The 25569-nt window shown below is 67.8% G+C and carries 20 protein-coding genes and 1 pseudogene; 7 read left to right on the plus strand and 14 right to left on the minus strand.

Going from position 1 to position 25569, the window contains the following annotated elements; genetic code table 11:
* The first annotated feature begins 34 nt into the window (after window positions 1-34).
* A complete protein-coding gene (locus WS45_RS35465; RefSeq protein WP_156437333.1) occupies window positions 35-280 on the plus strand; it encodes a hypothetical protein in 246 nt (81 codons plus the stop codon).
* Here the strand turns inward: WS45_RS35465 and WS45_RS36320 are convergent.
* Complete coding sequence (locus WS45_RS36320) at window positions 271-393, minus strand: hypothetical protein (RefSeq protein ID WP_257140668.1); 123 nt, start codon at window positions 391-393, stop codon at window positions 271-273. The genes WS45_RS35465 and WS45_RS36320 overlap by 10 nt on opposite strands.
* 400 nt (window positions 394-793) lie before the next feature.
* On the opposite strand from WS45_RS36320, the gene WS45_RS28825 reads away from it, so the two are divergent.
* Window positions 794-1657 carry a crotonase/enoyl-CoA hydratase family protein gene (locus WS45_RS28825; protein WP_059532133.1) on the plus strand — a complete coding sequence of 288 codons (864 nt, stop codon included), beginning with the start codon at window positions 794-796 and terminating at the stop codon, window positions 1655-1657.
* Between the two features lie 51 nt (window positions 1658-1708).
* Here the strand turns inward: WS45_RS28825 and pdeR are convergent, their stop codons facing one another.
* The 4 genes from pdeR to WS45_RS28845 all read right to left on the minus strand — a co-directional run bounded on the left by pdeR (window position 1709) and on the right by WS45_RS28845 (window position 10398).
* A complete protein-coding gene (gene pdeR, locus WS45_RS28830; RefSeq protein WP_059702831.1) occupies window positions 1709-3712 on the minus strand; it encodes a cyclic di-GMP phosphodiesterase in 2004 nt (667 codons plus the stop codon).
* 680 nt (window positions 3713-4392) lie between these two features.
* Entirely contained in the window at window positions 4393-8031 is a 3639-nt protein-coding gene (locus WS45_RS28835; protein WP_059702834.1) for a hydantoinase B/oxoprolinase family protein, read from the minus strand.
* Window positions 8032-8152: 121 nt separating this feature from the next.
* Window positions 8153-9451 carry an MFS transporter gene (locus WS45_RS28840; protein WP_059702837.1) on the minus strand — a complete coding sequence of 433 codons (1299 nt, stop codon included), beginning with the start codon at window positions 9449-9451 and terminating at the stop codon, window positions 8153-8155.
* Window positions 9452-9624: 173 nt separating this feature from the next.
* Window positions 9625-10398 carry a putative hydro-lyase gene (locus WS45_RS28845; RefSeq protein ID WP_059466092.1) on the minus strand — a complete coding sequence of 258 codons (774 nt, stop codon included), beginning with the start codon at window positions 10396-10398 and terminating at the stop codon, window positions 9625-9627.
* A 202-nt stretch (window positions 10399-10600) separates the two neighbouring features.
* On the opposite strand from WS45_RS28845, the gene WS45_RS28850 reads away from it, so the two are divergent.
* Entirely contained in the window at window positions 10601-11533 is a 933-nt protein-coding gene (locus WS45_RS28850) for a LysR family transcriptional regulator (RefSeq protein ID WP_044847290.1), read from the plus strand.
* 62 nt (window positions 11534-11595) lie between these two features.
* Here the strand turns inward: WS45_RS28850 and WS45_RS28855 are convergent, their stop codons facing one another.
* The 6 genes and pseudogenes from WS45_RS28855 to WS45_RS28875 form a co-directional block, all read right to left on the minus strand.
* Window positions 11596-11922, minus strand: coding sequence for an antibiotic biosynthesis monooxygenase family protein (locus WS45_RS28855; RefSeq protein WP_059702839.1), 327 nt, complete (start codon window positions 11920-11922; stop codon window positions 11596-11598).
* A gap of 102 nt (window positions 11923-12024) precedes the next feature.
* A complete protein-coding gene (locus tag WS45_RS28860) occupies window positions 12025-12834 on the minus strand; it encodes a MetQ/NlpA family lipoprotein (protein WP_059702841.1) in 810 nt (269 codons plus the stop codon).
* Entirely contained in the window at window positions 12831-13880 is a 1050-nt protein-coding gene (locus WS45_RS28865; protein WP_059702843.1) for a formylglycine-generating enzyme family protein, read from the minus strand. The genes WS45_RS28860 and WS45_RS28865 overlap by 4 nt, the downstream gene beginning before the upstream one ends.
* 10 nt (window positions 13881-13890) lie before the next feature.
* Window positions 13891-15846 carry an arylsulfatase gene (locus WS45_RS28870; RefSeq protein ID WP_059702845.1) on the minus strand — a complete coding sequence of 652 codons (1956 nt, stop codon included), beginning with the start codon at window positions 15844-15846 and terminating at the stop codon, window positions 13891-13893.
* Window positions 15847-15987: 141 nt separating this feature from the next.
* A pseudogene (locus tag WS45_RS34340) lies at window positions 15988-16101 on the minus strand (SDR family oxidoreductase); the annotation flags it as partial.
* A gap of 2 nt (window positions 16102-16103) precedes the next feature.
* On the minus strand, window positions 16104-17057 hold the full coding sequence (locus tag WS45_RS28875; protein WP_059702848.1) for a LysR family transcriptional regulator: 954 nt from the start codon (window positions 17055-17057) through the stop codon (window positions 16104-16106).
* A 127-nt stretch (window positions 17058-17184) separates the two neighbouring features.
* On the opposite strand from WS45_RS28875, the gene WS45_RS28880 reads away from it, so the two are divergent.
* The 3 genes from WS45_RS28880 to groL all read left to right on the plus strand — a co-directional run bounded on the left by WS45_RS28880 (window position 17185) and on the right by groL (window position 20388).
* Window positions 17185-18204 carry a zinc-dependent alcohol dehydrogenase family protein gene (locus WS45_RS28880; protein ID WP_059702850.1) on the plus strand — a complete coding sequence of 340 codons (1020 nt, stop codon included), beginning with the start codon at window positions 17185-17187 and terminating at the stop codon, window positions 18202-18204.
* A gap of 240 nt (window positions 18205-18444) precedes the next feature.
* Window positions 18445-18735, plus strand: a complete 291-nt coding sequence (locus WS45_RS28885) for a co-chaperone GroES (protein ID WP_059532162.1) — start codon at window positions 18445-18447, stop codon at window positions 18733-18735.
* A gap of 12 nt (window positions 18736-18747) precedes the next feature.
* On the plus strand, window positions 18748-20388 hold the full coding sequence (groL, locus tag WS45_RS28890; RefSeq protein ID WP_059702851.1) for a chaperonin GroEL: 1641 nt from the start codon (window positions 18748-18750) through the stop codon (window positions 20386-20388).
* A 111-nt stretch (window positions 20389-20499) separates the two neighbouring features.
* On the opposite strand, the gene WS45_RS28895 is transcribed toward groL, so the two are convergent.
* Window positions 20500-21651: a porin gene (locus WS45_RS28895; protein WP_059702853.1), complete on the minus strand. Its 1152-nt coding sequence runs from the start codon at window positions 21649-21651 to the stop codon at window positions 20500-20502.
* Between the two features lie 227 nt (window positions 21652-21878).
* On the opposite strand from WS45_RS28895, the gene WS45_RS28900 reads away from it, so the two are divergent.
* Window positions 21879-22493, plus strand: a complete 615-nt coding sequence (locus tag WS45_RS28900) for a LysE family translocator (RefSeq protein WP_059702857.1) — start codon at window positions 21879-21881, stop codon at window positions 22491-22493.
* 93 nt (window positions 22494-22586) lie between these two features.
* Here WS45_RS28900 and WS45_RS28905 read toward each other — a convergent pair whose 3' ends face one another.
* Both WS45_RS28905 and WS45_RS28910 read right to left on the minus strand, forming a co-directional pair.
* Window positions 22587-24599: a family 2A encapsulin nanocompartment cargo protein cysteine desulfurase gene (locus WS45_RS28905; protein WP_059702859.1), complete on the minus strand. Its 2013-nt coding sequence runs from the start codon at window positions 24597-24599 to the stop codon at window positions 22587-22589.
* Entirely contained in the window at window positions 24574-25506 is a 933-nt protein-coding gene (locus WS45_RS28910; protein ID WP_034205507.1) for a family 2A encapsulin nanocompartment shell protein, read from the minus strand. The genes WS45_RS28905 and WS45_RS28910 overlap by 26 nt, the downstream gene beginning before the upstream one ends.
* Window positions 25507-25569: the final 63 nt, after the last annotated feature.

The following is a 25569-nucleotide window of genomic DNA, read 5'->3' on the forward strand; positions in this document are numbered from 1 at the left end:
CGTCAAGCCGGTGCGCGCCGACCTACAATGAGACATGGAAGCGTCATCGCGTGCGGCCGCCGGCACCCGCCCGATCGCCGAACGACGGCGATGGATCGCCCGCTCGCGACGAGGAGGCACCATGGAAACCGGGATCGTGGAAGTCGTCGTGCTGCTGGCGTTCGTCGCGCTCGCCGTGCTGTTCTTCATCAAGCGTCCGGGGCGCGACCGGCTGAGGGCCAAATTCCATCATCCGCCGCTGCGGCGGCCCAACCGCCCGCATCGGCATCATCAACCGTGACGGCTGCCGCCGGCGGCAACGCCATCCACGATCAGCCCGAAATACAGCACGACGAAGCATACGAGGATCGGTAGCAACACGACCCCGTCGAACGCCGCGCGCAGCGGCTTCATCCTCCAAAGCTAGCCGACGGCACAGCGTCGCTTTCAACACGTAAGCGACCGGCACGCCACGCCGCTCCGCGCGACTACGCGCCGACCGCCGCGTGGTTGCACGAACGGGCAACGCGTCGTCGCACTGACCGGCCTCATCAGTTCCTCCTTCCGCCTTCCCCATCGCCGTCCTCCCGCCGAGCGATCACCTCGATCGCGTCATTCGCATCGTTCGCATGGTCAGCCCGATCCGCACCGAACGCGCTGCCCGCTCGCGTCCCGTTCATGCGTTGTTCCGCGCAATTCGGCTTCTATGCGCGCGCAACAATGGCGGTGCCTCGCGGCCGGCGCCGTCCGGGGGCAGGTTTCCACGACGCCGGCCGCGGCGGTTCTTGAAAACCACATCTCACGAGGACATACCATGCAACTCCAATCCCATCCGGCGTGCCGTCCGTTTTACGAAGCAGGCGAACTCACGCAACTGACCGCGTTCTACGAAGAAGGCCGCAACGTCATGTGGATGATGCTGCGATCGGAGCCGCGGCCGTGCTTCAACCAGCAACTCGTCACCGACATCATCCATCTCGCGCGCGTCGCACGCGACTCGGGCCTGCCGTTCGACTTCTGGGTGACGGGCTCGCTCGTCCCCGAGCTGTTCAACGTCGGCGGCGACCTGAGCTTCTTCGTCGACGCGATCCGAAGCGGCCGCCGCGACCAGCTGATGGCCTACGCGCGCTCGTGCATCGACGGCGTGTTCGAGATCTACACCGGCTTCGGCACCGGGGCGATCTCGATCGCGATGGTCGAGGGCAGCGCGCTGGGCGGCGGCTTCGAGGCCGCCCTCGCGCACCACTACATGCTCGCGCAGAAGGGCGTGAAACTCGGCTTTCCCGAGATCGCGTTCAACCTGTTTCCGGGCATGGGCGGCTATTCGCTGGTCGCGCGCAAGGCGGACCGAGGGCTCGCGGAATCGCTGATCTCGTCCGGCGAGCCGCATGCGGCCGAGTGGTACGAGGATCGCGGGCTGGTCGACCAGACGTTCGACGCGGGCGACGCGTATCTCGCGACGCGCACCTTCATCGACGTGATGAAGCCGAAGCTGAACGGCATCCGCGCGATGCTGCGCGCACGCGAACGCGTGTTCCATCTCACGCGTTCCGAACTGATGGACATCACCGAGCAATGGGTTCACGCGGCGTTCACGATCGAGCCGAAGGATCTCGCGTACATGGAACGTCTGGTGATGCTGCAGAACCGGCGCGTGTCGAAGCTGCGCACGGTGTGATGTGAGCGAAGCGCCGCCGCGAAACCGGCGGCGCCCGTCATGCGGTGGGGCTCAGGCGATCAGCCTGAGCTTTCTCGTTTCCGCGAGCCAGGCCTCGAACGCCTGGGCCGGCATCGGCCGCGCGAAGTAGAACCCTTGCGCGTGATCGACGTTGATCTGCTTCAGGAATTCGGCTTCCGCGTGCGTCTCGACGCCTTCGGCGACCACCGAGAAACTCAGCGCCTTCGCGAGCGACACGACCGAGCGCACCAGCGCCTGCGAGCGCGGGTTGCGGTCGATGCCCGTGATGAACGTGCGATCGAGCTTGATCGAATCGAGCGGCAGCCGCGACAGTTGCGACAGCGACGAATAGCCGGTGCCGAAATCGTCGAGGTGAATCTCCGCGCCGAGCTGGCGGAACTGCTTCATCAGCTCGTGCGCCGATTCCTCGTCCTCGATGAAGCTGCTTTCGGTGAGCTCGATGTCGACGAGGCTCGGCTTCAGCCCCGCGCCGTCGAGAATCGTCGCGAACTGGTCGACGATGTTCATGTCCTGCAACTGCCGCGCCGACACGTTCACCGCGATCCGCACGCCGAGCCCCTTCGCCTTCCACGCGGCGGCCTGCGCGGCCGCGGTGCGCATCACCCAGCGACCGAGCGGCGCGATCAGCCCCGACTCCTCCGCGAAACGGATGAACTCGATCGGCGCGACGATTCCGCGATCCGGCGACTGCCAGCGGATCAGCGCCTCGACGCTGTGCACGTCGCCGGTCGCGATGTCGATGACCGGCTGGTAATGCAGCACGAACTGCTCGTCCTCGAGCGCCTTGCGCAGGTTCGTGTCGAGCCACATGTACTTCGCGACCTTCTGGTTCATCTCCAGCGAGAACACGCGGTACGTATGCTTGCCCTCTTCCTTCGCGACGTACATCGCGGTGTCGGCGCTGCGGATCAGCGTTTCGAGCGAATCGCCATGCTGCGGATACATCGCGATGCCGATCGAGCAACTCGTGTAGACCTCCACCAGCCCGAGGTGGATCGGCGTACGCAGCCGCTCGAGGATGATCTGCGCGGTCGCCTCGAGCAGCGGCCGCGTGCCGTGCTCGAACAGCACCAGGAATTCGTCGCCGCCGAGCCGCGCGAGCGTCGCGCCGGACGGCAGGCAGCCGCCGATGACCGCGGACACGTCCTGCAGCAGACGGTCGCCGGTGATGTGCCCGTAGTGGTCGTTGACGCGCTTGAAGTTGTCGAGATCGAGGAACAGGATGCCGACCTGGCCGCGCACGTCGGTGCGGTCCGCGGCCAGCGCGACACGGATGCGCTCGCTGATGGCGTGACGGTTCGGCAAGCCGGTCAGCACGTCGGTATTCGCGAGCTCGGTGAGCCGCTGCTGCGCGTTGCGCTCCTCGGTGACGTCGATGCCCGAGCAGATCAGGAACTGCTCGTCGACGCCGCTGCCGCTCTGCACGAACTTGTTGCGGAACTGGAACAGGCGCGGGCCGTTGACCGTGTTGATGTAGCGCTCGACCGCGAACGAACGGTTGCTCGCGAAAAAGCCGGTGATGTTGGTGCGCGACTGCGCGCCCTGCTCGGGGCTCATGAACAGCTCGAACGCGCTGCGGCCGATCACGTCGACCTCGCGCTTGCCCGTCACTTCCTCGCACAGACGGTTGAAGCGCTGCACCATGCCGTTGCGGTCGAGGATCACGACGAGCGAATTCACTTCGGACACGACCTGCTCGGCGAATGCGAGCCCGTGCGCGAGGTCGCTCGCGACGGAGGCGGTATCGGAATAGGCGGAGGCCGTGCCGGCCCAATTGGCGGTATCGACCTTCCTGCCGACCAGATGGAGGCTGACCGGATCGCCGAACAGCGCGAGTTCGAGCACGAGGTGCGACGTGACGCCGGTGAGCACGCGGATCCGCGCGGCCTGCTCGCTGGTCAGTGCCACCGCGACATTGGTCAGGCCGCGAACGGCGGCCAGTTCGAGTGCATTGCTGTCGCTGCCGAGACGCCAGCATGGGCTACGCGTACCGAGATGCGCTTCGAGCACGGCGCTATCGTTTTCGTCATCCATGGACACGCCCCGATCCAGAAAAAACGCACAGTGTAGACGGAGCCGAGCGGGCCGCCGCCGATCCCCGGGCGCGCTGCGCGCGTACCCGGCGGGGCAGTCGCGATGACTGTGCCAGCGGCCCTCGTTCCGTACTTGTTTCCAACCAATGCGAACCGGCGTTCGCGCATGTCGCGCGCAGGTTTCCAAGCGAATGATGGAAGCCATCTTATCAAATGACGAAGCGGATTGGCACTCACATTTAGAACGGAGTGTCAAGGAATCGCAACTCGATTGGCACGGAGGATTTTTCGTGATTGGCGGCGCGCACGCGGGCGCGCGCAGCGGCCCTGAGCGGAGCCGGCGGATTCGACGGTGCGCCTTGCCAGGCGGGCGTTTGCGGGAATCGACGGCACCCGGCAGCGATCTGCCCCCGTCGAATTTATGGCGGGGTCGGATCGTATTGGGCAACACACGGAATGGGGAATTTCCATTTCCATTCACGCCGGAATGCACGACTTTATTCCCATACTCGCCGCAATATCGGGCTAATTAGTGCACGCGAATATATCGCTGCGTCGCGCAGGCATTGCGGCGGCATCTGATGGAACCGGTGCGACGATCCGGCCGCGACGCGCGAAAACCGTCCGGCGGGCACGCCGCCGCACCGCTTCCGCGCATTGCATTGCGTAGCGTCGCGCCGCTCAGCCCGCCGCGCCGTAACCGCCGCCGCCCGGCGTTTCGACGACGAACACGTCGCCCGGCGCCATCTGCGCGCGGCCGACGTGCTCGAGCGTCTCGACCGTGCCGTCCGCCCGCTCGATCGTGTTGCGGCCGAGCGCGCCGGCCTCGCCGCCCGCCGCGCCGAACGGCGCATGGATCCGATTGTTCGACAGGATCGACGCGGTCATCGGCTCCAGGAAGCGGATCCGCCGCACCGCGCCGTCGCCGCCGCGCCAGCGCCCGCCGCCGCCTGAACCCGCGCGCAGCCGATGCGAGTCGAGCCGCACCGGGTAGCGCCATTCGAGCACCTCCGGATCGGTCAGCCGCGAGTTCGTCATGTGCGTCTGCACCGCGCCGACGCCCGCGAAACCGTCGCCCGCGCCGCTGCCGCCGGCGATGGTCTCGTAGTACTGGTAGCGATCGTTGCCGAACGTGAAGTTGTTCATCGTTCCCTGGCTCGATGCGACGCAGCCGAGCGCGCCGTACAGCGCGTTGGTGATCGCCGACGACGTCTCGACGTTGCCCGACACGACCGCCGCCGGATACTCGGGGTTCAGCATCGAGCGCGCCGGCACGATCACCGTCAGCGGCTTCAGGCAGCCGGCGTTCAACGGGATGTCGTCGCCGACCAGCGTACGGAACACGTACAGCACGGCAGCCATGCAGACGGCCTTCGGCGCATTGAAATTGTTGTCGAGCTGCGCGGACGTGCCGGTGAAGTCGATCTCCGCACGGCGCGCCGCGCGGTCGACACGGATCGCGACGCGAATCTGCGCGCCGTTGTCGAGCGGATAGCGGTACGCGCCGTCCTGCAGCGCGCCGATCACGCGCCGCACCGCCTCTTCCGCGTTGTCCTGCACGTGTCGCATGAACGCGAGCACGACGTCGCGGCCGAACTGCTCGACCATCCGCCGCAGTTCGTCGACGCCCTTCTGGTTCGCCGCGATCTGCGCGCGCAGGTCGGCCATGTTCTGCTCGACGTTGCGCGCCGGATAGCGGCCCGATGCGAGCAGCGCGCGCGTGTCGGCATCGCGCAGCACGCCCGCCGACACGAGCTGCCAGTTGTCGATCAGCACGCCCTCCTCGTCGATGTGCGTCGAATCGGGCGGCATCGAGCCCGGCGTGGTGCCGCCGATGTCCGCGTGGTGGCCGCGCGAGCCGACGTAGAACAGCGGTGTGTCCGAGCCGTCCGCGAACACCGGCGTGATGACGGTCACGTCCGGCAGGTGCGTGCCGCCGTGATACGGATCGTTCAGCATGAACACGTCGCCGTCGCGCATGCGGCCGCGGTTGCGCTCGATCACCGTGCGGATGCTCTCGCCCATCGAGCCCAGGTGCACGGGCATGTGCGGCGCGTTCGCGATCAGGTTGCCGTCGCCGTCGAAGATCGCGCACGAGAAGTCGAGCCGCTCCTTGATGTTGACCGAATACGCGGTGTTCTGCAGCCGCAGCCCCATCTGCTCGGCGATCGACATGAACAGGTTGTTGAAGATCTCGAGCCGTACCGGGTCGGCGTCGGTGCCGAGCGAGCGGCGCGTCGGCAGCGGCGTGGTGCGCGTCAGCACGAGGTTGCCCTGCGCGGTCATCCGCGCGCGCCAGCCGGGTTCGACGACGCTCGTGCCGTTCTTCTCCGCGACGATCGCGGGGCCGTCGATCGCGTCGCCGGCGAGCAGCGTGTCGCGCACGTACAGCGCCGCGTCGTGCCACTCGCCACCGGAATAGAAACGCACGGCGCTGTGCGCGTGCGGCGCCGCGCCCTCGTCGCGCGGCTCGAGCGGTGCGATCTCGACCGGTGCATCGGAGCGGCCGATCGCCTCGACCGATGCGAGTTCGGCGACCAGCGGCGTGCCGGGCATCAGGAACGCGTAGCGTTGCCGGTACGCGGTTTCGAACGCCTGCTGCATCGCCGCGACGCTGCCGGCCGGCACGTCGAGCGCGGAATCCGTGCCCTGGTAGCGCAGGTGCACGCGGCGCTCGGTCGCGATGCGCGCCGGCGGCACGCCCTGTTCGAGCAGCGCGCCGACCGCCTCGTCGGTCAGCCGGTCGAGCGCGGCATTCAGCGCCGGCAACGATTCATCGGACAACACGGCCTCCACCGCGCGCTCGCGCATCGCGGTCTGGTCGGCAAGCCCCATCCCGTAGGCGGACAGCACGCCCGCGAGCGGATGCGCGAACACCTGCGTCATCCCGAGCGCGTCGGCCACGCCGCACGCGTGCTGGCCGCCCGCGCCGCCGAACGTCGTCAGCACGTAGCGCGACACGTCGTGGCCGCGCTGCACCGAGATCTTCTTGATCGCGTTCGCCATGCTGCCGATCGCGATTTCCAGGAACCCTTCGGCCAGCGCCTCGGGCGTGTCGCGCCGCCCGGTCGCCGCGTGGATCTCGTCGGCGAGCGCCGCGAACTTCGCGGCCACGCCGTCGCGGTCGAGCGGTTCGTCCGCGTGCGGGCCGAACACGCGCGGGAAGTGATCGGGCTGGATCTTGCCGAGCATCACGTTGCAGTCGGTCACCGTCAGCGGGCCGCCGCGCCGATATGCGGCCGGCCCGGGGTTCGCGCCGGCCGATTCGGGCCCGACGCGCAGCCGCGCGCCGTCGAAGCCGAGCACCGAGCCGCCGCCGGCCGCGACCGTGTGGATGCTCATCATCGGCGCGCGCATCCGCACGCCGGCCACCTGCGTCTCGAACACGCGCTCGAATTCGCCGTTGTAGTGCGATACGTCGGTCGACGTGCCGCCCATGTCGAAGCCGATCACGCGCTCGAAGCCGGCCGCGCGCGCGGCGCGCACCATTCCGACGATGCCGCCGGCCGGGCCGGACAGGATCGCGTCCTTGCCCTGGAACGCATCGGCGCGCGTCAGGCCGCCGCTGCTCTGCATGAACTGCAGGTTCACGCCGGGCATCTCGTGCGCGACCTGCTCGACATAACGACGCAGGATCGGCGACAGGTACGCGTCGACCACGGTCGTGTCGCCGCGCGACACCATCTTCATCAGCGGCGACACCTCGTGCGACACCGACACCTGCGTGAAGCCGATCCGGCGTGCGAGGTCCGCCAGCGCGCGTTCGTGCGCGGTGTAGCGATAGCCGTGGATCAGCACGATGGCCAGCGCCTGCACACCCGAGTCGAATACGCGGCGCAACGCTGCTTCCGCGCGTTGCACGTCGAGCGGCACGACGACGTCGCCGTGCGCGCCGACCCGCTCGTCGATTTCGACGACGGTCTCGTACAGCGCATCGGGCAGCACGATGTCGAGATCGAACAAGCGTGGGCGGTTCTGGTATGCGATGCGCAGCACGTCGCGAAAGCCGCGCGTCGTCGCGAGCGCGGTGCGTTCGCCCTTGCGTTCGAGCAGCGCGTTGGTCGCGACCGTCGTGCCCATCTTCACCATGTCGACGCGTTCGGGCGTGATCGGCTCGCCGTCGGCGAGGCCGAGCAGGTGGCGGATGCCGGCCACGGCCGCATCGCGATACTGCTCTGGGTTCTCCGACAGCAGCTTGTGCGTGACGAGCGAGCCGTCGGGCCGGCGCGCGACGATGTCGGTGAAGGTGCCGCCGCGGTCGATCCAGAATTGCCAGCGCGCGGCGTCGGAGGAAACGGGGGAAGGTTGTCGGTCAGTCATGGCGATGAACTCGATGCGTCGTTGAAGCGAAGGACGAGCGCCGCCGCACGGCGCGCGTCGCGCGCCGCGTGAGGGCTTCGATGAAAGGGGAGCGGTAAAAAGGCGGCGGGCGGATGCCCGCTCAGGCGGCGTCGAGTTCGCGGCCGCGCGTTTCGGGCAGCGTCAGCGCGGCGACGATCACCACGCCGTACGCGGCGACCGCGAAGATGCCGATGCTCATGCCGAGCCCGTACTGCTTCGACAGCGCGCCGATCAGGAACGGAAACAGTGCGCCGATCGCGCGGCCGACGTTGTAGCAGAAGCCTTGGCCCGAGCCGCGCACGCGGGTCGGGAACAGTTCGGTGAGGAACGCGCCCATCCCGGAGAAGATGCCCGACGCGAAGAAACCGAGCGGGAAGCCGAGCCACAACATCGACGCGTTGGTCAGGTTCAGCGACGTGTACGAAAACGCGATCACCATCGAGCCGAGCGCGAACAGGATGAAGTTCGGCTTGCGGCCGAGGCGGTCGGTCAGGTATGCGCTGGTCAAATAGCCGACCCACGAGCCGAGGATGATCATCGCGAGATAGCCGCCGGTGCCCATCACGGTCAGGTGCCGCTCGGTCTTCAGGAACGTCGGCAGCCAGGTCGTGATCGCGTAGTAGCCGCCTTGCGCGCCGGTCGTCAGCAGCGCCGCGCGCAGCGTCGTCGACAGCAGCTTCGGCGCGAAGATTTCGGTGAGACGCGGCGCGTCGGCCACCTTCGCCTGCGAGGCCTTCTCCTTCTCGTAGACGTCGGGCTCCTTCACGTAGCGGCGGATCACGACCACCAGCAGCGCGGGCGCGAGGCCGACGAGGAACAGCGCGCGCCATGCCTGCTCGGCCGGCAGCAGCGAGAACAGCAGCGCATACAGCAGCGCCGACAGCCCCCAGCCGATCGCCCAGCCCGACTGCACGAGGCCGACCGCCTTGCCGCGATCGCGCGCGCGGATCACTTCGCCGATCAGCACCGCGCCGGCCGTCCATTCGCCGCCGAAGCCGAAGCCCATCAGCGCGCGCGCCGCGAGCAGCTGGTGATAGTTCTGCGCGAGCCCGCACAGCGCGGTGAACACCGCGAACCACAGCACCGTCAGCTGCAGCGTGCGCACGCGGCCGATCCGGTCGGACAGGATCCCGGCGATCCAGCCGCCGAGCGCCGACGCGAGCAGCGTCATCGTGCCGATGAAGCCGGCGTCCGCGAGCGAGATGCCCCAGGTCGCGACGAGCGTCGGGATCACGAACGACAACATCTGCGTGTCCATCCCGTCGAGCATGTAGCCGACCTTGCAGCTCCAGAACGCGCGGCGCTCGCGCGGTTGCGCGTCCGCATACCATCCGAACAGGCCGTTGCGCGCGGGGCCCGCGGGGTCGGCGGCGGGCGCCGCGAGGGTCTTGCTTTCCATGGTGAAGCTCCTGTCGAAATGTGCGGTCGAAACCGTGCGTGTGGTGTGTGGTGCTCGCGATCGTCGGGCCGCGGCTGCGCGCCGCCCTCCGGGCGGGCGGATCGTCTGCGGCGGCGGCGCGCCGCCGCGTCGGGGCCGGATCAGCGACCGCGCGGGCCGCCGCTCCGGCCGGGTCAGAACACGGCCAGCGACGCGTTCGTGATGTCGGTCATCAGCATGTAGCCGGGCGTATGCGCGATCGCGAGTGGCAGCTTCGCTTCCATCAGCGCGGTTTGCGGCGTCACGCCGCACGCCCAGAACACCGGCAGCTCGTCGTCGCGCACCGTCACGGCGTCGCCGAAATCGGGGGCGCCGAGATCGGCGATGCCGAGTTCACGCGGATGGCCGATATGGACCGGCGCGCCATGCACGCCCGGAAACCGGCTCGTGATCTGCACCGCGCGGATCGCGTCGGCGCCGCGCAGCGGCCGCATCGACACGACCAGTTGCCCGCCGAAGATCCCCGCGCGGCGATTCGGAATCGACGTGCGATACATCGGCACGTTGCGACCCTCCTCGATGTGGCGCAGCCCGATCCCTTCACGCGCCAGCATGTCCTCGAACGAGAACGAGCAGCCGATCGCGAATACGACGAAATCGTCGCGCCACAGCGCCTCGAGCGATTCGACCCGCTCGGTCAGGCGGCCGTCGCGGTATACGTTGTAGCTCGGCACGTCGGTGCGGATGTCGAGATCCTCGCCGAGCACGTCGAGCCGGAACGCGCCCGGTTCGCCGACGCCCAGCAGCGGGCACGCCTTCGGATTCGCCTGGCAGAAGCGCAGGAAATCGTGCGCGTACGCGTTCGGCAGGATCGCGAGGTTCGCTTGCGCGAACGGGCCGCACTGGCCGGCCGTCGGGCTGCGGAACGCGCCGTTGCGTACGGACTGGCGGAATTCGGAAGGTGTCATGATGGTCGTTGGCGGATCGGTCTGTCGTTGGATGACGGTTGCGTCAGCGGATACGGCGAAGAATAGAAAAGAAAAAATTTTGTCGCCAACGAGTTTTTTTGCGCCGCGTGTATAGAATTCCTTAACGGATCTCGGGGTTTTCCCCGGTCCCGTTCATTTTTTCAGCGGGGCAAGCTGCGCGCCCAACGACTTGCCGACCGCCATGAACACGCGTTTCCTCGAAACCTTCGTCACGCTCGCGAAGCTGCGCAACTTCCGCACGACGGCCGCCGCGCTGCACGCGACGCCGGCCGCGATCTCGCAGCGCCTGAAGGCGCTCGAGGATGAATTGCAGACCGTGCTCGTCGATCGCGACAGCCGCGAGTTCCGGCTCACGCCGAACGGCGAATATCTGCTCGGCTATGCGAAGGCCGTCGTCGAGGCCACGCACGAGCTGCAGGCCGCCGCGGCCGGCGAAAGCGCGCTGCGCGGCAAGCTGCGGCTCGGCGTGATCGAGACGGTCGTGCACAGCTGGCTGCCGCATTACCTGCGCCGCCTCGCCGCCGACTATCCGCAACTGGAGATCGACCTGACCGTCGACGTCAGCGTCGTGCTGCAGCGCCGGCTGATGGCCGGCGAGCTCGATCTGATCATTCGCGTGGAGGGGAGCGACGAGGCATCGGTCGTCTGCGACGCGCTCGCGAACTATCCGGTGCGCTGGATCGCGCGTGCCGGGCTGCTCCCGACCGCGCGCACGGGGCTGGCGCGGCAGGTGCTGCGCCAGCCGATCCTGACTTACGGGCGCGGCACCGCGCCCCACCGTGCGCTCGAGGACATCGTGCGCACGCTCGCGCACGCGCATGGCGTGCCGCTGTCGGAGACGCGCATCACCGGCTCGCCGTCGATCTCGGTGATCGTGCAGCTCGTGCGCGACGGCTTCGGCGTGGCGGCGATTCCGGTGCTGTTCGTCGATGCGTTGATCGCCAGCGGCGAGGTCGTCGAACTGCCGCTGCAGCCGTCGCCGCCGTCGATCGTCGTGTCGATGTCGCGGCGGGCGGATGCGCCGAAGTTCGTGCACGGCGCGTCGATCGCGGCGCGGGCTGCGTGTCACGAGTATTGCGAGAAGAGCAACCGGTTGCTGGTCGAGGCGCTTTGAGGTGGTGTGGGGATGCCGTGCGGATCACGCACGGCGCCTGAAGTGCCCGTTCGGCGATCGGCTTACGCCGGCTGCCCCGCACGCGGCTGCGCGAGCTTGCCGTCGCCATACTCGCGCAACACCTGCGAGATCACCACGCGATAGCCGTCCAGCCAGCGCGCCTGCTTCGCCTTCGCTTCCAGATGCGCGGGATGCCGAATCAACTGCTGCAGCGCCGCCTCCGATTCCCAGTAGTAAACGTTCTGGATCAGCCCCGCCTCGGTGTTCTCCCACGTCTCCTCGCCGAGGTAGCCGTGCGTCGCGCGCGCCATGTCGGCGATCTGGCGGTCGAGCCGGTGAAACTCGTCGTCGTATTGCCCTGCGCGGAAAATGAAGGTCGAGGCGTACATGCGCGCTCCATCGGAGACGGTTGAAAGAGCGGCAAGTGTAAGGCACGCGGCACGCGCCGTTGCAGCAGCGTCCGCACGCATTGCACGCGAGACGATAGTCGTCTACCACGGCCGTCGCACCGAGTCCTGGTAGCGCGTCAGGATGAAATGTGCGACGTCGTCCGAGTGATACGCGGCGACGAGTTGCGCGACCCACGGCTTCGCGCGGTCGGCGTCGCGCACGGTCAGCACGTTCGCATACGGCGAGCGTGCATCCTCGAGATTGATGCTGTCGCGCGCAGGCTGCAGCCCCGCGCGCGCCGCGTCCTCGCTGTCCATCGCGACGAACGCGGCCGAGTCGAGCGCCGCATGCAGCCGGTCACGGCGCAGGGCCACGAATTTCAGCGCAAGCCGGTTGCCCGTCACGTCGCGCAGCGTCGCATGCAGGCCGGCCTTTTCGCGCAGCGTCACGAGCGTGTCGTTCTGCAGCAGCACGAGCGCACGTGTCATTCCGCGCGGATCGGCCGGGATCGCAACCGTCGCACCTGGCTGCAAATCGTTCAGACTCCTTAGCTTGCGCGAATAGAGCGCCATCGGCAACGTGACGGTCGGCGCGACAGCGGTCAGTGCATAGCCTTTCGCCGTGCGCGTCGAGGCAAGGCGCTGCGCGTCCTCGAAGCTCGCCGCGTCGATCTCGCCGTCCGCGAGCGCGGCATCGATGCGCGACGGGTCGTCGAATTCGACGACGTCGACACCCAGCCCGCGCGTGGCCGCGACGCGTTTCACCTCGTCTAGGATGTCCGCGTGCACGCCGCGCGTCACGCCGACGCGGATCGTCGACGTGACGGTTTCGGCCGCAACGATCCAGCCCGAATGGGCGACACCGCATGCAACGATCAGCGACGCGGCAACGCGATACATCACTCGCTTCATGACGCATCCCTCAGAATCGTGCGGAACCCGATATGCGATGCACCGAGATCCGCTTCCTGCTGTTCACGCGACGACGCGCGATAGCGCACGCAGTAATCGCGCGAGCACAGGAACGAACCGCCCTTGATCACCATCGGCGTGTCGTGCCGGCGCGTCGGCGGTGCGACAGCCGCCGTGTCGCCGTTCGTATGCGACTGATGCGGACCCGTGTATGCGTCCTTGGTCCATTCCCATGCGTTGCCGATCATGTCGTACAGGCGGAAGCCGTTCGCCGCGTAGCAGCCGACTGGCGCCAGCCCCGCGTGGCCGTCCTCGGCCGTATCGAGCACCGGGAACGCGCCCTGCCAGTAGTTCGCGGCCGGCTTGCCCTGCGCGTCGCGCGGCGCCGCATCGAGCGATGCGTCGTCGCGACCGGCCTTGCCCGCGTATTCCCATTCGGCTTCGGTCGGCAGGTCGCGCCCGAGCCAGTGCGCATACGCGAGCGCGTCGCGCTGCGTGACGAGCGTGACGGGCAGGTTGCCGAGCCCGTCGACGTTGCTGCTGGGGCCGCGTGGCTGCCGCCACGATGCGCCCTTCACCCACGTCCACCACGCAAGGTCACGCGCGCTCAACTCGTCGCGCGTCGGCACATGAAACACCGCCGCGCCGCCTTGCTGCTCGGCCTCGGTCACGTAGCCGGTTGCCTGCACGAACGCTGCGAACTGCGCGATCGTCACGTCGGTCTGGTCGATCCAGAAGCCGCCGACACGCGTCTTGCCGTCGCCCGCCGGACGCTCGTCCGCATAGCCGCGTGTGCTGCCGAACACGAACGCGCCGCCGCTCAGGTGCACCATCCCGGCTTTCGGGTCGTCGCGCCACTTCGCCGGCAACCCCGAGTAGCGCTCGCACTGCCGTTCCGAGCCGAGCGGCGCGAGCGTGCGGCCGCGATTCGCGTCGTCGAAGGCGCCGCCGGGTAACGCCGACGGGCTCGCATAGCCGACGGCGAACGCAGCCGCGAACAGCGTGGCCGCGAACGCCGCGGCGAGTGTCCGGAAGCGGAACCGCATCGTGCCGTCCTCAGTAGTAGCCGCGCGGACGCAGCGGTTCCACCCCGCCGACGTTGCTCATGTAGGTCTTCCATTGGTCGACGAGCGTGCCGATCACCGACGGGTTTTGCGCGGACACGTCGGTCGTCTCGCCGCGGTCCGCCGCGAGGTCGTACAGCTGCCAGTGACCATCGAGCGGCCCGAGCGGCGGCTCGGTCCACAACGCCTTCCAGCGGCCGTCGGCGCTGCGCAGGTACGCTCGGCCGTACGCTTCGTCGCCGAACGGCGTCGTATGCACTTCGCCCGTCGCCGAGCCGGTGAGCACCGGCAGCAGCGACTGCCCCGTCACCGGATAGACGTAGCGGTTGTTGTAGACGACCTTGCCCTTGTTCTGATCGACGCCCGTCAACGTGTTCACGAGCGGCGGCGCCGGCTGCGACGGCGGCGTGACGCCCGCGACCGCGAGGAACGTCGCCGTGTTGTCGGTCACGTGCGTGAACGCACGCAGCGTCGGCAACTGCCGCGTCTGCCCCGGCAGCCGCACGATCGTCGGCGTCGACACGCCGCCTTCGGCCGAATAGCCCTTCGTGAGCCGGAACGGCGTCGCGCTCACTTCGGCCCAGCGCAGCCCGTATTGCAGCCGTTGCGCGTTCTGCTTGCCGTTGTCGGTGCCGAGCGTCGAATAGACCGGGTCCTGCCCGTTCGCGGTGTCGGTCGCCGTCGGGTCCGCGCCGGAGTCGATCGGCCAGCCTTCCGCGCCGTTGTCCGACTGGAACATGATGAACGTGTTGTCGTATTCGCCGATGTCCTTCAAATGCTGGATCAAGAGGCCGATGTTGTAGTCGAGGTTCTCGACCATTCCCGCATAGATCTCCATGTAGCGCGCCTGCGCGCGGCGCTCGGCCGGGCTCAGGCTCGACCAAAGCTTGTCGACCTTGCCGGTGCCGTAGTCGCTGTAGCCATCGGCTGCCGAATGCACGGCGCTGATGTACTTCGCGTTCGCGGTGCCGTTGTTCGCCGTGGCAGGCGATGCCGACGTCGTTTCCGGAAGGCCGTCAAATGGCTTGAAATCGGTGGGGATCAGGCCGAGTGCCTTCTGTCGCGCGATCCGCGCGTTGCGGATCGCGTCGTAGCCGGCGTCGTACACGCCCGCATATTTGTGCAGCCACGGGTCCGGCACCTGCAGCGGCCAGTGCGGCGACGTGTAGGCCGCGTACGCGAAGAACGGCTTCCCGTCCTGCTTGTTCGAATCGATGTACGAGATCAGCTTCTGCGTATAGAAGTCGGTCGAATAGAACACGGCCGGACTGCCGCCCGCGCCGCCCGGTTGTCCGGGCTGGCCCGGCTGCACGTAGCTGCCGTCCTCCGTGTAGTTCGACGAGCCGGCCGGTTCGTGCGCGAAGTGGTTCGTCGCCGCGCCGGCGAGCAGCACGTAGCTGCGCTCGAAGCCCCACTGGTCCGGCGTCTGTCCGCTGCCCGTCGCACTGCCGACGATCCCGGAACCGATGTGCCACTTGCCCGCGATATAAGTGTGATAGCCGGCGTCCTTCAGCAGTTGTGCGAACGATAGCGCGCGATCGTTCAGGTAGCCCTCGTATCCCGGCAACCCGCGCCGCTCGTCGGTCGGCACGCCCATCGTGCCTTCGCCGACGAGGTGGTGATCGGTTCCGGAAATCAGCATCGCGCGCGTGATCGCGCATACGGTGCCCGTGTGGTGGTTCGACAGGATGCGGCCCGACGCGACGAGCGCGTCGAGGTTCGGTGTACTGATCTCGCCGCCGAATGCGTGAATGTCGGAATAGCCGAGATCGTCGGCCATGATGTACAGGATGTTCGGGCGTTTCGCGGCCTGCGGTGGTGTCGCGGCGGACTGCGACGGCGCATCGCTGTCGACGCCCCCGCACGACGCGAGCGACAACGTGCCGGCAATGGCGGCGCAGACGACACGGAAACGGAAGGCATGCAACGGCGACGCGGACTTTTTCATTTTGTCGAACGCTCGATTACGGATCGGCGATCTTAGCGGCGCCCGCGCGGCGCCCAAAGTCGGATTCGTCACATGCTAACGGGAACGGGGAATATGCACGCCGGTCCTTGTTTTACGGCTCGCCGTCATGCACGCGTTGCGTCAGCCGCGTCCGCCGAGGCCGCCGCCGCCGTCCACCGCGAGCACCTGCCCCGTGACGATCGCCGCATCGTCGGACAGCAGGAACGCGATGGCGGCGGCCACGTCGTGCGGCGTGGCTACGTAGCGTGAACGCTGCGCGGCAGCACGCGCTCGCCGTCGGCGTCGTCCGACGCCAGCATGCGCGGAATCTCGTCGACAAACGCATCGATGACGACGCGCACCTTCATCGGCACATTGCGCGACGCCGGCCGCACCGCGAACACTTCGGCGCCCGACACGCTGTCGCTGTCCATCACGAGCGCGAGACGCCCGTCGCGCACGTACGGCGCCATCAGCCAGCACGGCAGCCACGCGAGGCCCGCGCCGGCTGCAGCCGCGTCCGCGATCGCCTGCAGGTCGTCGAATCGCAGGCGGCCGGCCGGGCGATGGTCGTGCACCGCGCCGTCCGCGCCGATGATCCGCCACGGCGTCGGCTGCCCGCCGCGCGAATACGCGATGCCGACGTGCGACGCGAGCTCGTCGGATCCCGTCGGCCGGCCATGACGTTCGAGATACGCCGGCGATGCGCAAATGCCCATCCTCTGTACGCCAAGCCGCCGCCCGACGAGCGTGCTCGTATCCGCAAGCTCGCCGATGCGCACCGCGATGTCGAAGCCGTCGTTGACCAGGTCGGCCAGGCGATCGCTGAACGACACGTCGATTTCAAGCCGCGGATGACGCTCGACGAGGCGCCGCACGACGGGCGCCACGCATTGCCGGCCGAACAGCACGGGCACGCTGATCCGCACGCGCCCGGTCGGCTCGCGCCGGCCCGCGTCGAGCGCGGCCTCCGTCTCGCCGAGTTCGGCCAGCAACCGCCGGCACTGCTCGTAATAGACGAGTCCTTCGTCGGTCAGGCCGAGCTGGCGCGTCGTGCGCTGCAAGAGCCGCGCACCGAGCCGCTGTTCGAGACGCGCGACGATCTTCGCCACGGCCGAGCGCGTCATGCCGAGGCGCAGCGCCGCCGCCGCGAAGCTGCCCGACTCCACGACGTCGACGAATTCGACGATGCCTCTCAATCGCTCGTCCATGCAGTTCCGCTCCGATGGAATGACTGGTCTGTGTCCGTGCCGGCGACAATCGTTGGCCGAATTCTCGCCAATGTGTCCCGTTGCGCAACACTATGATAGTCCGGTCCATCTCGAAAAAGGAGCCGACATGCACGCATGGCAAATCAAACCGGGGGACGGCATTGCCGGGCTCCGGCGCATCGACGCGACGCTTCGCCCGGTCGGGCCGACCGACGTCGTCGTGAAAATCCACTCGGCAGGACTGAACTACCGCGACCTGATGTTCGCGCGCGGCGACTATCTCGGCATCGGCACCGACGCGCTGATACCCGTCGCCGACGGCGCCGGCGAAGTCGTCGAAACCGGCCGCGACGTCACGCGGTTCAAGCCGGGCGATCGCGTGATCAACACGTATTTCCCGCACTGGATCGACGGGCCGCCCACGCCGCAGAAAGTCTCGGGTTCGCCCGGCGCGCAATTCGACGGCGTGCTGGCCGAGCACTTCGTGTCCGACGAAACCGCACTCGTCGGGATTCCTGCGCATCTCGACTACGACGAAGCGGCGACGCTGTCGTGCGCGGGCATTACCGCGTGGAATGCGCTGTTCGTCGACGGCGGGCTGAGACCGGGCGCGACGGTCGTGCTGCTCGGCACGGGCGGTGTATCGATCATTGCGCTGCAGCTTGCGCATGCGGCCGGACTGCGCACGATCGTGACCTCGTCGAGCGATGCCAAGCTCGAACGCGCCCGCGCACTCGGTGCGGACGCAACGATCAACTACCGCACGACGCCCGAATGGCAGCATGAAGTGCTGCGGCTCACCGACGGTGCGGGCGCGGACCTCGTCATCGAAGTCGGCGGACGCGATACGCTCGCGCGCTCGGTCGCCGCGACGAAGCTGGGCGGCATCGTATCGGTCATCGGCGGCCTCAGCAGCTTCGGCGGCCCCGAACTCGGGCTGCTGTCGCTGATCGGCGGCATTCGGAAACTGCATGGCCTCATGGTCGGCAGCCGCGCGATGCTCGACGACGTCGTGCGGCTCGTCGATGCGAAACGGATCAAGCCGGTGGTCGATCGCGTGTTCGGTTTCGACGAGGCGCCGCAAGCGTATGCGTACCTGCAGTCGGGCCAGCATTTCGGCAAGGTCGTGATTCGCGTCGCGTCGTAACGGATGAAGGCGGCGCACGCCGCCTTCTCCTCGCTGCCGTCTCTACATCGCACTCTCCCGTGCCGGTACCCGGCATCCGCGTACCGCGCTGCGCCGCGTCGTCGACGCTCCCATAGCGCATCCACGCAAATGCAATTCGGAATCCGTTATTGGATCGCGCCGTCCCGCGTTTTTATACTCGTCAGCACTCTCCATCAAAGAGTGCCAGCCAATTTCGACGCAACAGAACAGGACGGACAGATGAGCCTACGCCCCTTGCACGACCGGGTCATCGTGAAGCGACTCGACCAGGAAACCACCACCGCCTCGGGCATCGTGATCCCCGACAGCGCCGCGGAAAAGCCCGACCAGGGCGAAGTGATCGCCGTCGGCCCCGGCCGCAAGGACGCGGACGGCCAGCGCATCGTGCCCGACCTGCAGGTCGGCGAACGCGTGCTGTTCGGCAAGTACGCAGGCCAGGCCGTCAAGGTGGACGGCAACGAATTCCTCGTACTGCGCGAGGAAGACATCGTCGCGGTCGTCAGTCAATAACGGAGTGCAATCATGGCAGCGAAGGAAATCATTTTCAGCGACGTCGCCCGTGCGAAGCTGACCGAAGGCGTCAACATCCTCGCCAATGCGGTGAAGGTCACGCTCGGGCCGAAAGGCCGCAACGTCGTGCTCGAACGCAGCTTCGGCGCACCCGTCGTCACCAAGGACGGCGTGTCGGTCGCGAAGGAAATCGAACTCGCGGACAAGCTGCAGAACGCCGGCGCGCAGCTCGTGAAGGAAGTCGCGTCGCGCACCAGCGACGCGGCCGGCGACGGCACGACGACGGCCACCGTGCTCGCGCAGGCGATCGTGCGCGAAGGCCAGAAATACGTCGCGGCCGGGCTCAATCCGCTCGACCTGAAGCGTGGGATCGACAAGGCGGTGGCATCGGCCGTCGACGAGCTGAAGAAGATCAGCAAGCCGACCACCACCAGCAAGGAAATCGCGCAGGTCGCGACGATCTCCGCGAACGGCGAGGAATCGATCGGCCAGCGCATCGCCGAGGCGATCGACCGCGTCGGCAAGGAAGGCGTGATCACCGTGGAGGACGGCAAGTCGCTCGCCGACGAGCTCGACGTCGTCGAAGGGCTGCAGTTCGATCGCGGCTACCTGTCGCCGTATTTCATCAACAACGCCGACAAGCAGATCGCCGAAATCGAGAACCCGTACATCCTGCTGCACGACAAGAAGATCTCGAACATCCGCGACCTGCTGCCGGTGCTCGAACAGGTCGCGAAGTCGGGCCGGCCGCTGCTGATCATCGCGGAAGACGTCGAAGGCGAAGCGCTCGCGACGCTGGTCGTGAACAACATCCGCGGCATCCTGAAGACGGTCGCGGTCAAGGCGCCGGGCTTCGGCGATCGTCGCAAGGCGCTGCTGGAAGACATCGCGATCCTGACCGGCGGCCAGGTCGTCGCCGAGGAGACGGGCCTCACGCTCGAGAAGGCGACGCTCGCCGAGCTCGGCCAGGCGAAGCGCATCGAGGTCGGCAAGGAAAACACGACCGTGATCGACGGCGCGGGCGATGCGAAGAACATCGAGGCGCGCGTGAGGCAGATCCGCGTGCAGATCGAGGAAGCGACCTCCGACTACGACCGTGAAAAGCTGCAGGAACGCGTGGCCAAGCTCGCGGGCGGCGTCGCGGTGATCAAGGTCGGCGGCGCGACCGAGATCGAGGTGAAGGAGAAGAAGGATCGCGTCGACGATGCGCTGCACGCGACGCGTGCGGCCGTCGAGGAAGGCATCGTGCCGGGCGGCGGCGTCGCGCTGATTCGCGTGCGGCAGGCGATCCGCGCACTCAAGGGCGCGAACGCCGACCAGGACGCGGGCATCAAGATCGTGCTGCGCGCGCTCGAGGAACCGCTGCGCCAGATCGTCACGAACGCGGGCGAGGAAGCGAGCGTGGTCGTCGCGAAAGTCGCGGAGGGCTCGGGCAACTTCGGCTACAACGCGCAGACCGGTGAATACGGCGACCTCGTCGAATCGGGCGTGCTCGATCCGACCAAGGTCACGCGCACCGCGCTGCAGAACGCGGCGTCGGTCGCGGGGCTGCTGCTGACGACCGATGCGACGGTGTTCGAAGCGCCGAAGGATGCGGCGCCGGCTGCGGTGCCGGGCGGTCCGGGCGCAGGCGGTCCGGGGTTCGATTTCTGACGCCGGCAAGCGCGCACGCCCGAGCCGGGCGACCGCGCGCTTCGATCCACGACGCGTGGCGGCAGCGGTCGCCACGCGTTTTTTCGTACGCGCCCGCCCCGCGCGCCGTCGTCAGAACATCTGGCGCAGGCCGATCGCGGCCCCGACGTTGTTGGTCCTGCCGATCTGGTCGACCTTGCCGGTGAGCCGGTTGGTGGCGCCTGGGTAGTCGGCCGCGAACGCGCCGTTGCCGCGTGCGAAATCGACCGTGCCGTATACCTCCGTGTGCTTCGACAGCGCATACTCGGCCAGCATGGTCGCCGAGTAATTGATCCCGGAGCCGAGCGTGCCGTCGAGCCGCTCCGCGTTGCGCGCGTGGCCGTAATAGCCGGCCACCGTGATCAGCAGCGGCGCGGTGGCCTGCCAGTTCGCACCGACGTAGAACGTATCGTCGATACGATTCGGGCTGCCGCCGGCGAGCGTGGGCGCGCCGGCCTGCTGCATGTTGAAGTCCGTCGTGCCCGTCTTGTCCTGACCGTGCAGCCAGCCGGCCAGCAGGCGCACGGACGGCGTGACCTGATACGCGCCGCTCACGTGCAGGAAGTTCACCTTCGCGCCGTTGACCGCACTGCCGTTCACGGACGACACCGAGGTCTGCTGGTAGCCGGCGTTGATCGACGCGGGTCCTTGCGCATAGGTCAGCTCGACACCGTACGTGCTGTCGAGGCCCATCGCGCCGGCATGATTGCCGAGCCCGTAGATCGCATCGATGCTGAAGCCGTTGTACGAGAACTTGTACTTCACCGAGTTCGGCACGGTCAGGTAATTGCCGATGCCGTTGTACGCCCAGCTGTCCTGCCAGTAGTCGCCGACGGTCATCGGATCGAACACGTCGCCCATCGTGTCGTACAGCGGGGCGTACTGGTTGCCGAAGGTCAGCGAGCCGTACCGGTCGCTCGACAGGCCGACGTATGCCTGCCGGCTGAACAGCGTGTTCGCGACGTGCAGCTTGCCGTCGCCGAGCTCGAAGCCGTTCTCGAGACGAAAGATCGCCGACAGACCGCCGCCGAGATCCTCGCTGCCGCGCAAGCCCCAACGGCTGTGCGTTTCGGGGCCGACGGTCATTCCGATCAGGTCCTTGCCGTCGGGGCCGGCGTTCGTCTGATAACGGATCGCCGTATCGACGAGGCCATACAACGTGACGGAACTCTGCGCAAATGCGGACGACGCCGCTGTCAAGACGAATACCGCGCCGACACCACCGGATACGACGATGCGTTTCATGAAAGGCCTCCCTGAGCGATCGATTTTGTAAGCAGTCCGACAGCATTCGTGTCGGACTGCCGGTATAGCGCTCGGGAGAATAATCGGTCATATTCGCGGCACCTATTGCTGCTTCCGGATTGGACCTTTCCAATACGCTCAACAATCGTGGAAGCAGCCGTGCGGCGACCGGTGAGTCGCGCCCGGGGTAAGATGAACGCCCCTTCCGTCGCTTTGCCGCCCAAGCCATGTCGACCACCCTCGCCACCCTTTTGCCGCTCGCCGGCGTCCTGTTCCTGAGCGTGGCCAGCCCGGGCCCGAACTTCGTGATCGTCACGTCGACCGCCGTCGCGCAACGCCGCGCCGGCGTGATGACCGGGCTCGGCCTCGCCGCCGCATCGGGCACCTGGGCGGCGATCGCGATCGCCGGCCTCAGCCTGCTCGTGACCCACGTCGCCTGGGTGCACACCGCGCTGCGGCTCGCGGGCGCCACATACCTGATCTGGCTCGGCCTGAAAATGGTGCTGACCGCGCGCACGCCGCCCGCGGTTTCCGCGCCGGCCGCGTCCTCCGACTGGCATGCCGCGAAGAAGGGCTACGTGGTCAGCATGACGAACCCGAAATCCGTCGCGTTCTACGGCAGTATCTTCGCGTTGATGGTGCCGGCCCATGCGCCGGCGTGGCTCGATCTCGCGGTCGTCGTGTTGTCGATCGGAATTTCGGGCGCGTGGTACTGCACCATGGCGCTGCTCGCGTCGCACCCGTCGGTGCGCCGGCTGCTGATCCGGCGCAAGGCCGTGCTCGACACGACGGCCGGGCTGCTGCTGATGGGGCTCGGCGGGCGGATGCTGGCCGGGCGCTGAGCGCCGTCACGCGCCGGCCTCGCCACAAAAAAAGGCCGCTTGCGACACCCCGTTGCCGGGAGTCGCAAGCGGCCTTTTCGCGTGCCGCGTGTCTCAGCGTCGCGCCGCCAGCCTTCTCACGACGCTCACGAGCGCGTCGACTTCATCGCACGTGTTGTAGAACGCGAGCGACGGCCGCACCGTCGCCTCGAGCCCGAAGCGTCGCAGGATCGGCTGCGCGCAATGATGGCCGGAGCGCACCGCAATGCCCTCTTCGTTCAGCGCCTGCCCGACCTCCTCGGTCTCATAGCCCTTCAGCACGAACGACAGCACGCTCGCCTTGTCGCGCGCGGTGCCCACGAGCCGCACGCCCGGCACCGGCGCGAGCACGCTCGTCGCATACGCGAGCAGGTCGTGCTCGTAGCGCGCGATGTTCTCGATGCCCACGCGGCTCACGTAGTCGAGCGCGGCCCCCAGCCCCACCGCGTCCGCGATGTTGCCGGTGCCGGCTTCGAACCGGTTCGGCGGCGGCTGGAATACCGTGCGCTCGAACGTCACGTCCGCGATCATGTTGCCGCCGCCCTGCCACGGCGGCATGTCGTCGAGGATCGCGCGCTTGCCGTACACGACGCCGATGCCGGTCGGACCGTAGATCTTGTGCCCGGAGAACACGAAGAAATCCGCATCCAGCGCCTGCATGTCGACGCGCATGTGCGAGATCGACTGCGCGCCGTCGACGAGCGCCTTCGCGCCCGCGCGATGCGCGAGCTCGACGATCTCCTTCACCGGCACGACCGTGCCGAGCGCATTCGACACCTGCGTGACGGACACGATCTTCGTGCGGTCGTTGAGCAGCTTCCGGTATTCGTCGAGCAGCACCTGCCCCGAATCGTCGACCGGAATCACGCGCAGCTTCGCGCCCTTGAGCGCTGCGAGCTGCTGCCACGGCACGATGTTCGCGTGATGCTCGAGATGCGACACGACGATCTCGTCGCCTTCGCCGACGTTCTGCACGCCCCATGTCTTCGCGATCAGGTTGATCGCCTCGGTGGTGCCGCGCACGAACACGATCTCGTCCGGCGAAGCGGCGCCGATGAAGCGCCGCACGGTGTCCCGCGCATGCTCGTACGCATCCGTCGCGCGGCCGGCCAGTGCATGCGCGGCGCGGTGGATGTTCGAGTTTTCGTGCGCATAGAAATAGGCAAGACGATCGATCACGGCCTGCGGCTTGTGCGTCGTCGCGGCATTGTCGAACCAGACCAGCTGCTTGCCGTTCACGCGTTCCTGCAGGATCGGGAAATCGCGGCGGATCGCGTTCACGTCGAACGGCGGGTGCGCGCCGCGATGCAGGTTGCCCTGCGGCTCGGCGGCATGCGCATCGTCGATGAAGTAACGCGGCACGTCCGCGCCCGATGCACGCGACACCGGCACGTCGCGCTGCACGGCGAGCAGGTCGCGCAGCGCATCGTCGCCCGGCAGCCCGAACGCTTCCGGCGAGGCGAGGCCGTTCGACGGCACGACGATGTCCTGCGGCGTCGCCTGCCAGCCCTGCAGCGAGCCGTCGGTGAAGTAATACGGCGACGCGGCCGGCGCAGCCTTCACCGCGCCCTCCGATACCGCCGCATTCGCCTGCGGCACGCCGAGCGCCGCGCCGCCGACGCGCGGTTCGAACGCGGGCGCGATCGACACCGCGTTGTCGGGCAGCCCGTTCTGCGCGGCCGCATGCGGCGCGAGCGCGGGCACGCGATTGCCAAGCGACAGCACGTGCGTCGGCGCGGACGGCGCGAGGTTCGCGCCGGGCGCCTTGCCTTGCGGCAGCGCGAAGCCCGGCACGCCGGTGCCCGTGCCGCCCGGGCCCGCGAGCGGCGAGCCGCCCGGCGCGGGATTGCTCGCCGACGCGAGGATCGGCGCGGCCGCCGGCAACGCCGACGGCACGCCGCCGACCGCCCCGCTGCCCGCCGACAGCCCGGGCGCGGTGGCCTGCCCGGGCGGCGTCGCGAAGAACTCGGACGCGAGCCGCGCGAGCGCCGCCGGGTCGGGCAGGCCGGCCGGCAGCGGCGCGTGCGGCAACGCGAGCGCGTCGCTGCCGGCCGAGCCGGGATTAACGGTAGGTGTCGGGATAGTCATGGTACTTGGCGATTTCGACGTCATCGAGGACAGCCAGCGCATCCGGCGAATGGACCGCGAGCGAGCAGTACAGCGAGATCAGGTACGACGCGATCGCCTGGTTGTTGATCCCCATGAAGCGCACCGACAGGCCCGGCCCCTGCTCGCCTGCGACGCCCGGCTGATAGAGGCCGACGACACCCTGGCGCTTGTCGCCGACGCGCAGCAGCAGGATCTTGGTCTTGCCGTCCGCGACGGGCACCTTGTCCGACGGGATCAGCGGAATGCCGCGCCACGTGAGGAACTGCGAGCCGAACAGGCTGACCGTCGGCGGCGGCACGCCTCGCCGCGTGCATTCGCGGCCGAACGCGGCGATCGCGAGCGGGTGCGTGAGGAAGAACGCGGGTTCCTTCCACACCTTGGTCAGCAGTTCGTCGAGGTCGTCCGGCGTCGGTGCGCCCGTCAGCGGGAAAATCCGCTGTTCGTCGGTCACGTTCGCGAGCAGCCCGTAGTCCGGGTTGTTGATCAGCTGGCTTTCCTGCAGCTCCTTGATCGTCTCGATCGTCAGGCGCAGCTGTTCCTTGATCTGGTCATGAGGACTGCTGTAGAGATCGGAGATCCGCGTATGCACGTCGAGCACCGTGCTCACCGCGTTCAGGAAATACTCGCGCGGCTGTTCCTCGTATGGCACGAATGTCTGCGGCAGCACGCTTTCGTCCTCGAGCTGCGTGCACGCGGCGCGCACGGCTTCCGGATTCTTCACCTGGTTCAGGCGATAGATGCCGGCCTCGACCGGCACCCACTGCAGCAGATGGGTCAGCCAGCGCGGCGTAATCGTGGAAAGCTGCGGGACGGTCTTGGTAGCGTTCGCTAGTTGGCGGGCGGCGTGATCGCTCAGCGCGGCCGTGCCGCTTGCAACGGTCGACATGTGTGGCTCCGGGTTCTTAAGATGAAAAACGGGATTGCTTATGACGCTTGGTGATTATCGGAA

Source organism: Burkholderia sp. RF2-non_BP3, from assembly GCF_001522185.1.
GTDB classification, from domain to species: domain Bacteria; phylum Pseudomonadota; class Gammaproteobacteria; order Burkholderiales; family Burkholderiaceae; genus Burkholderia; species Burkholderia diffusa.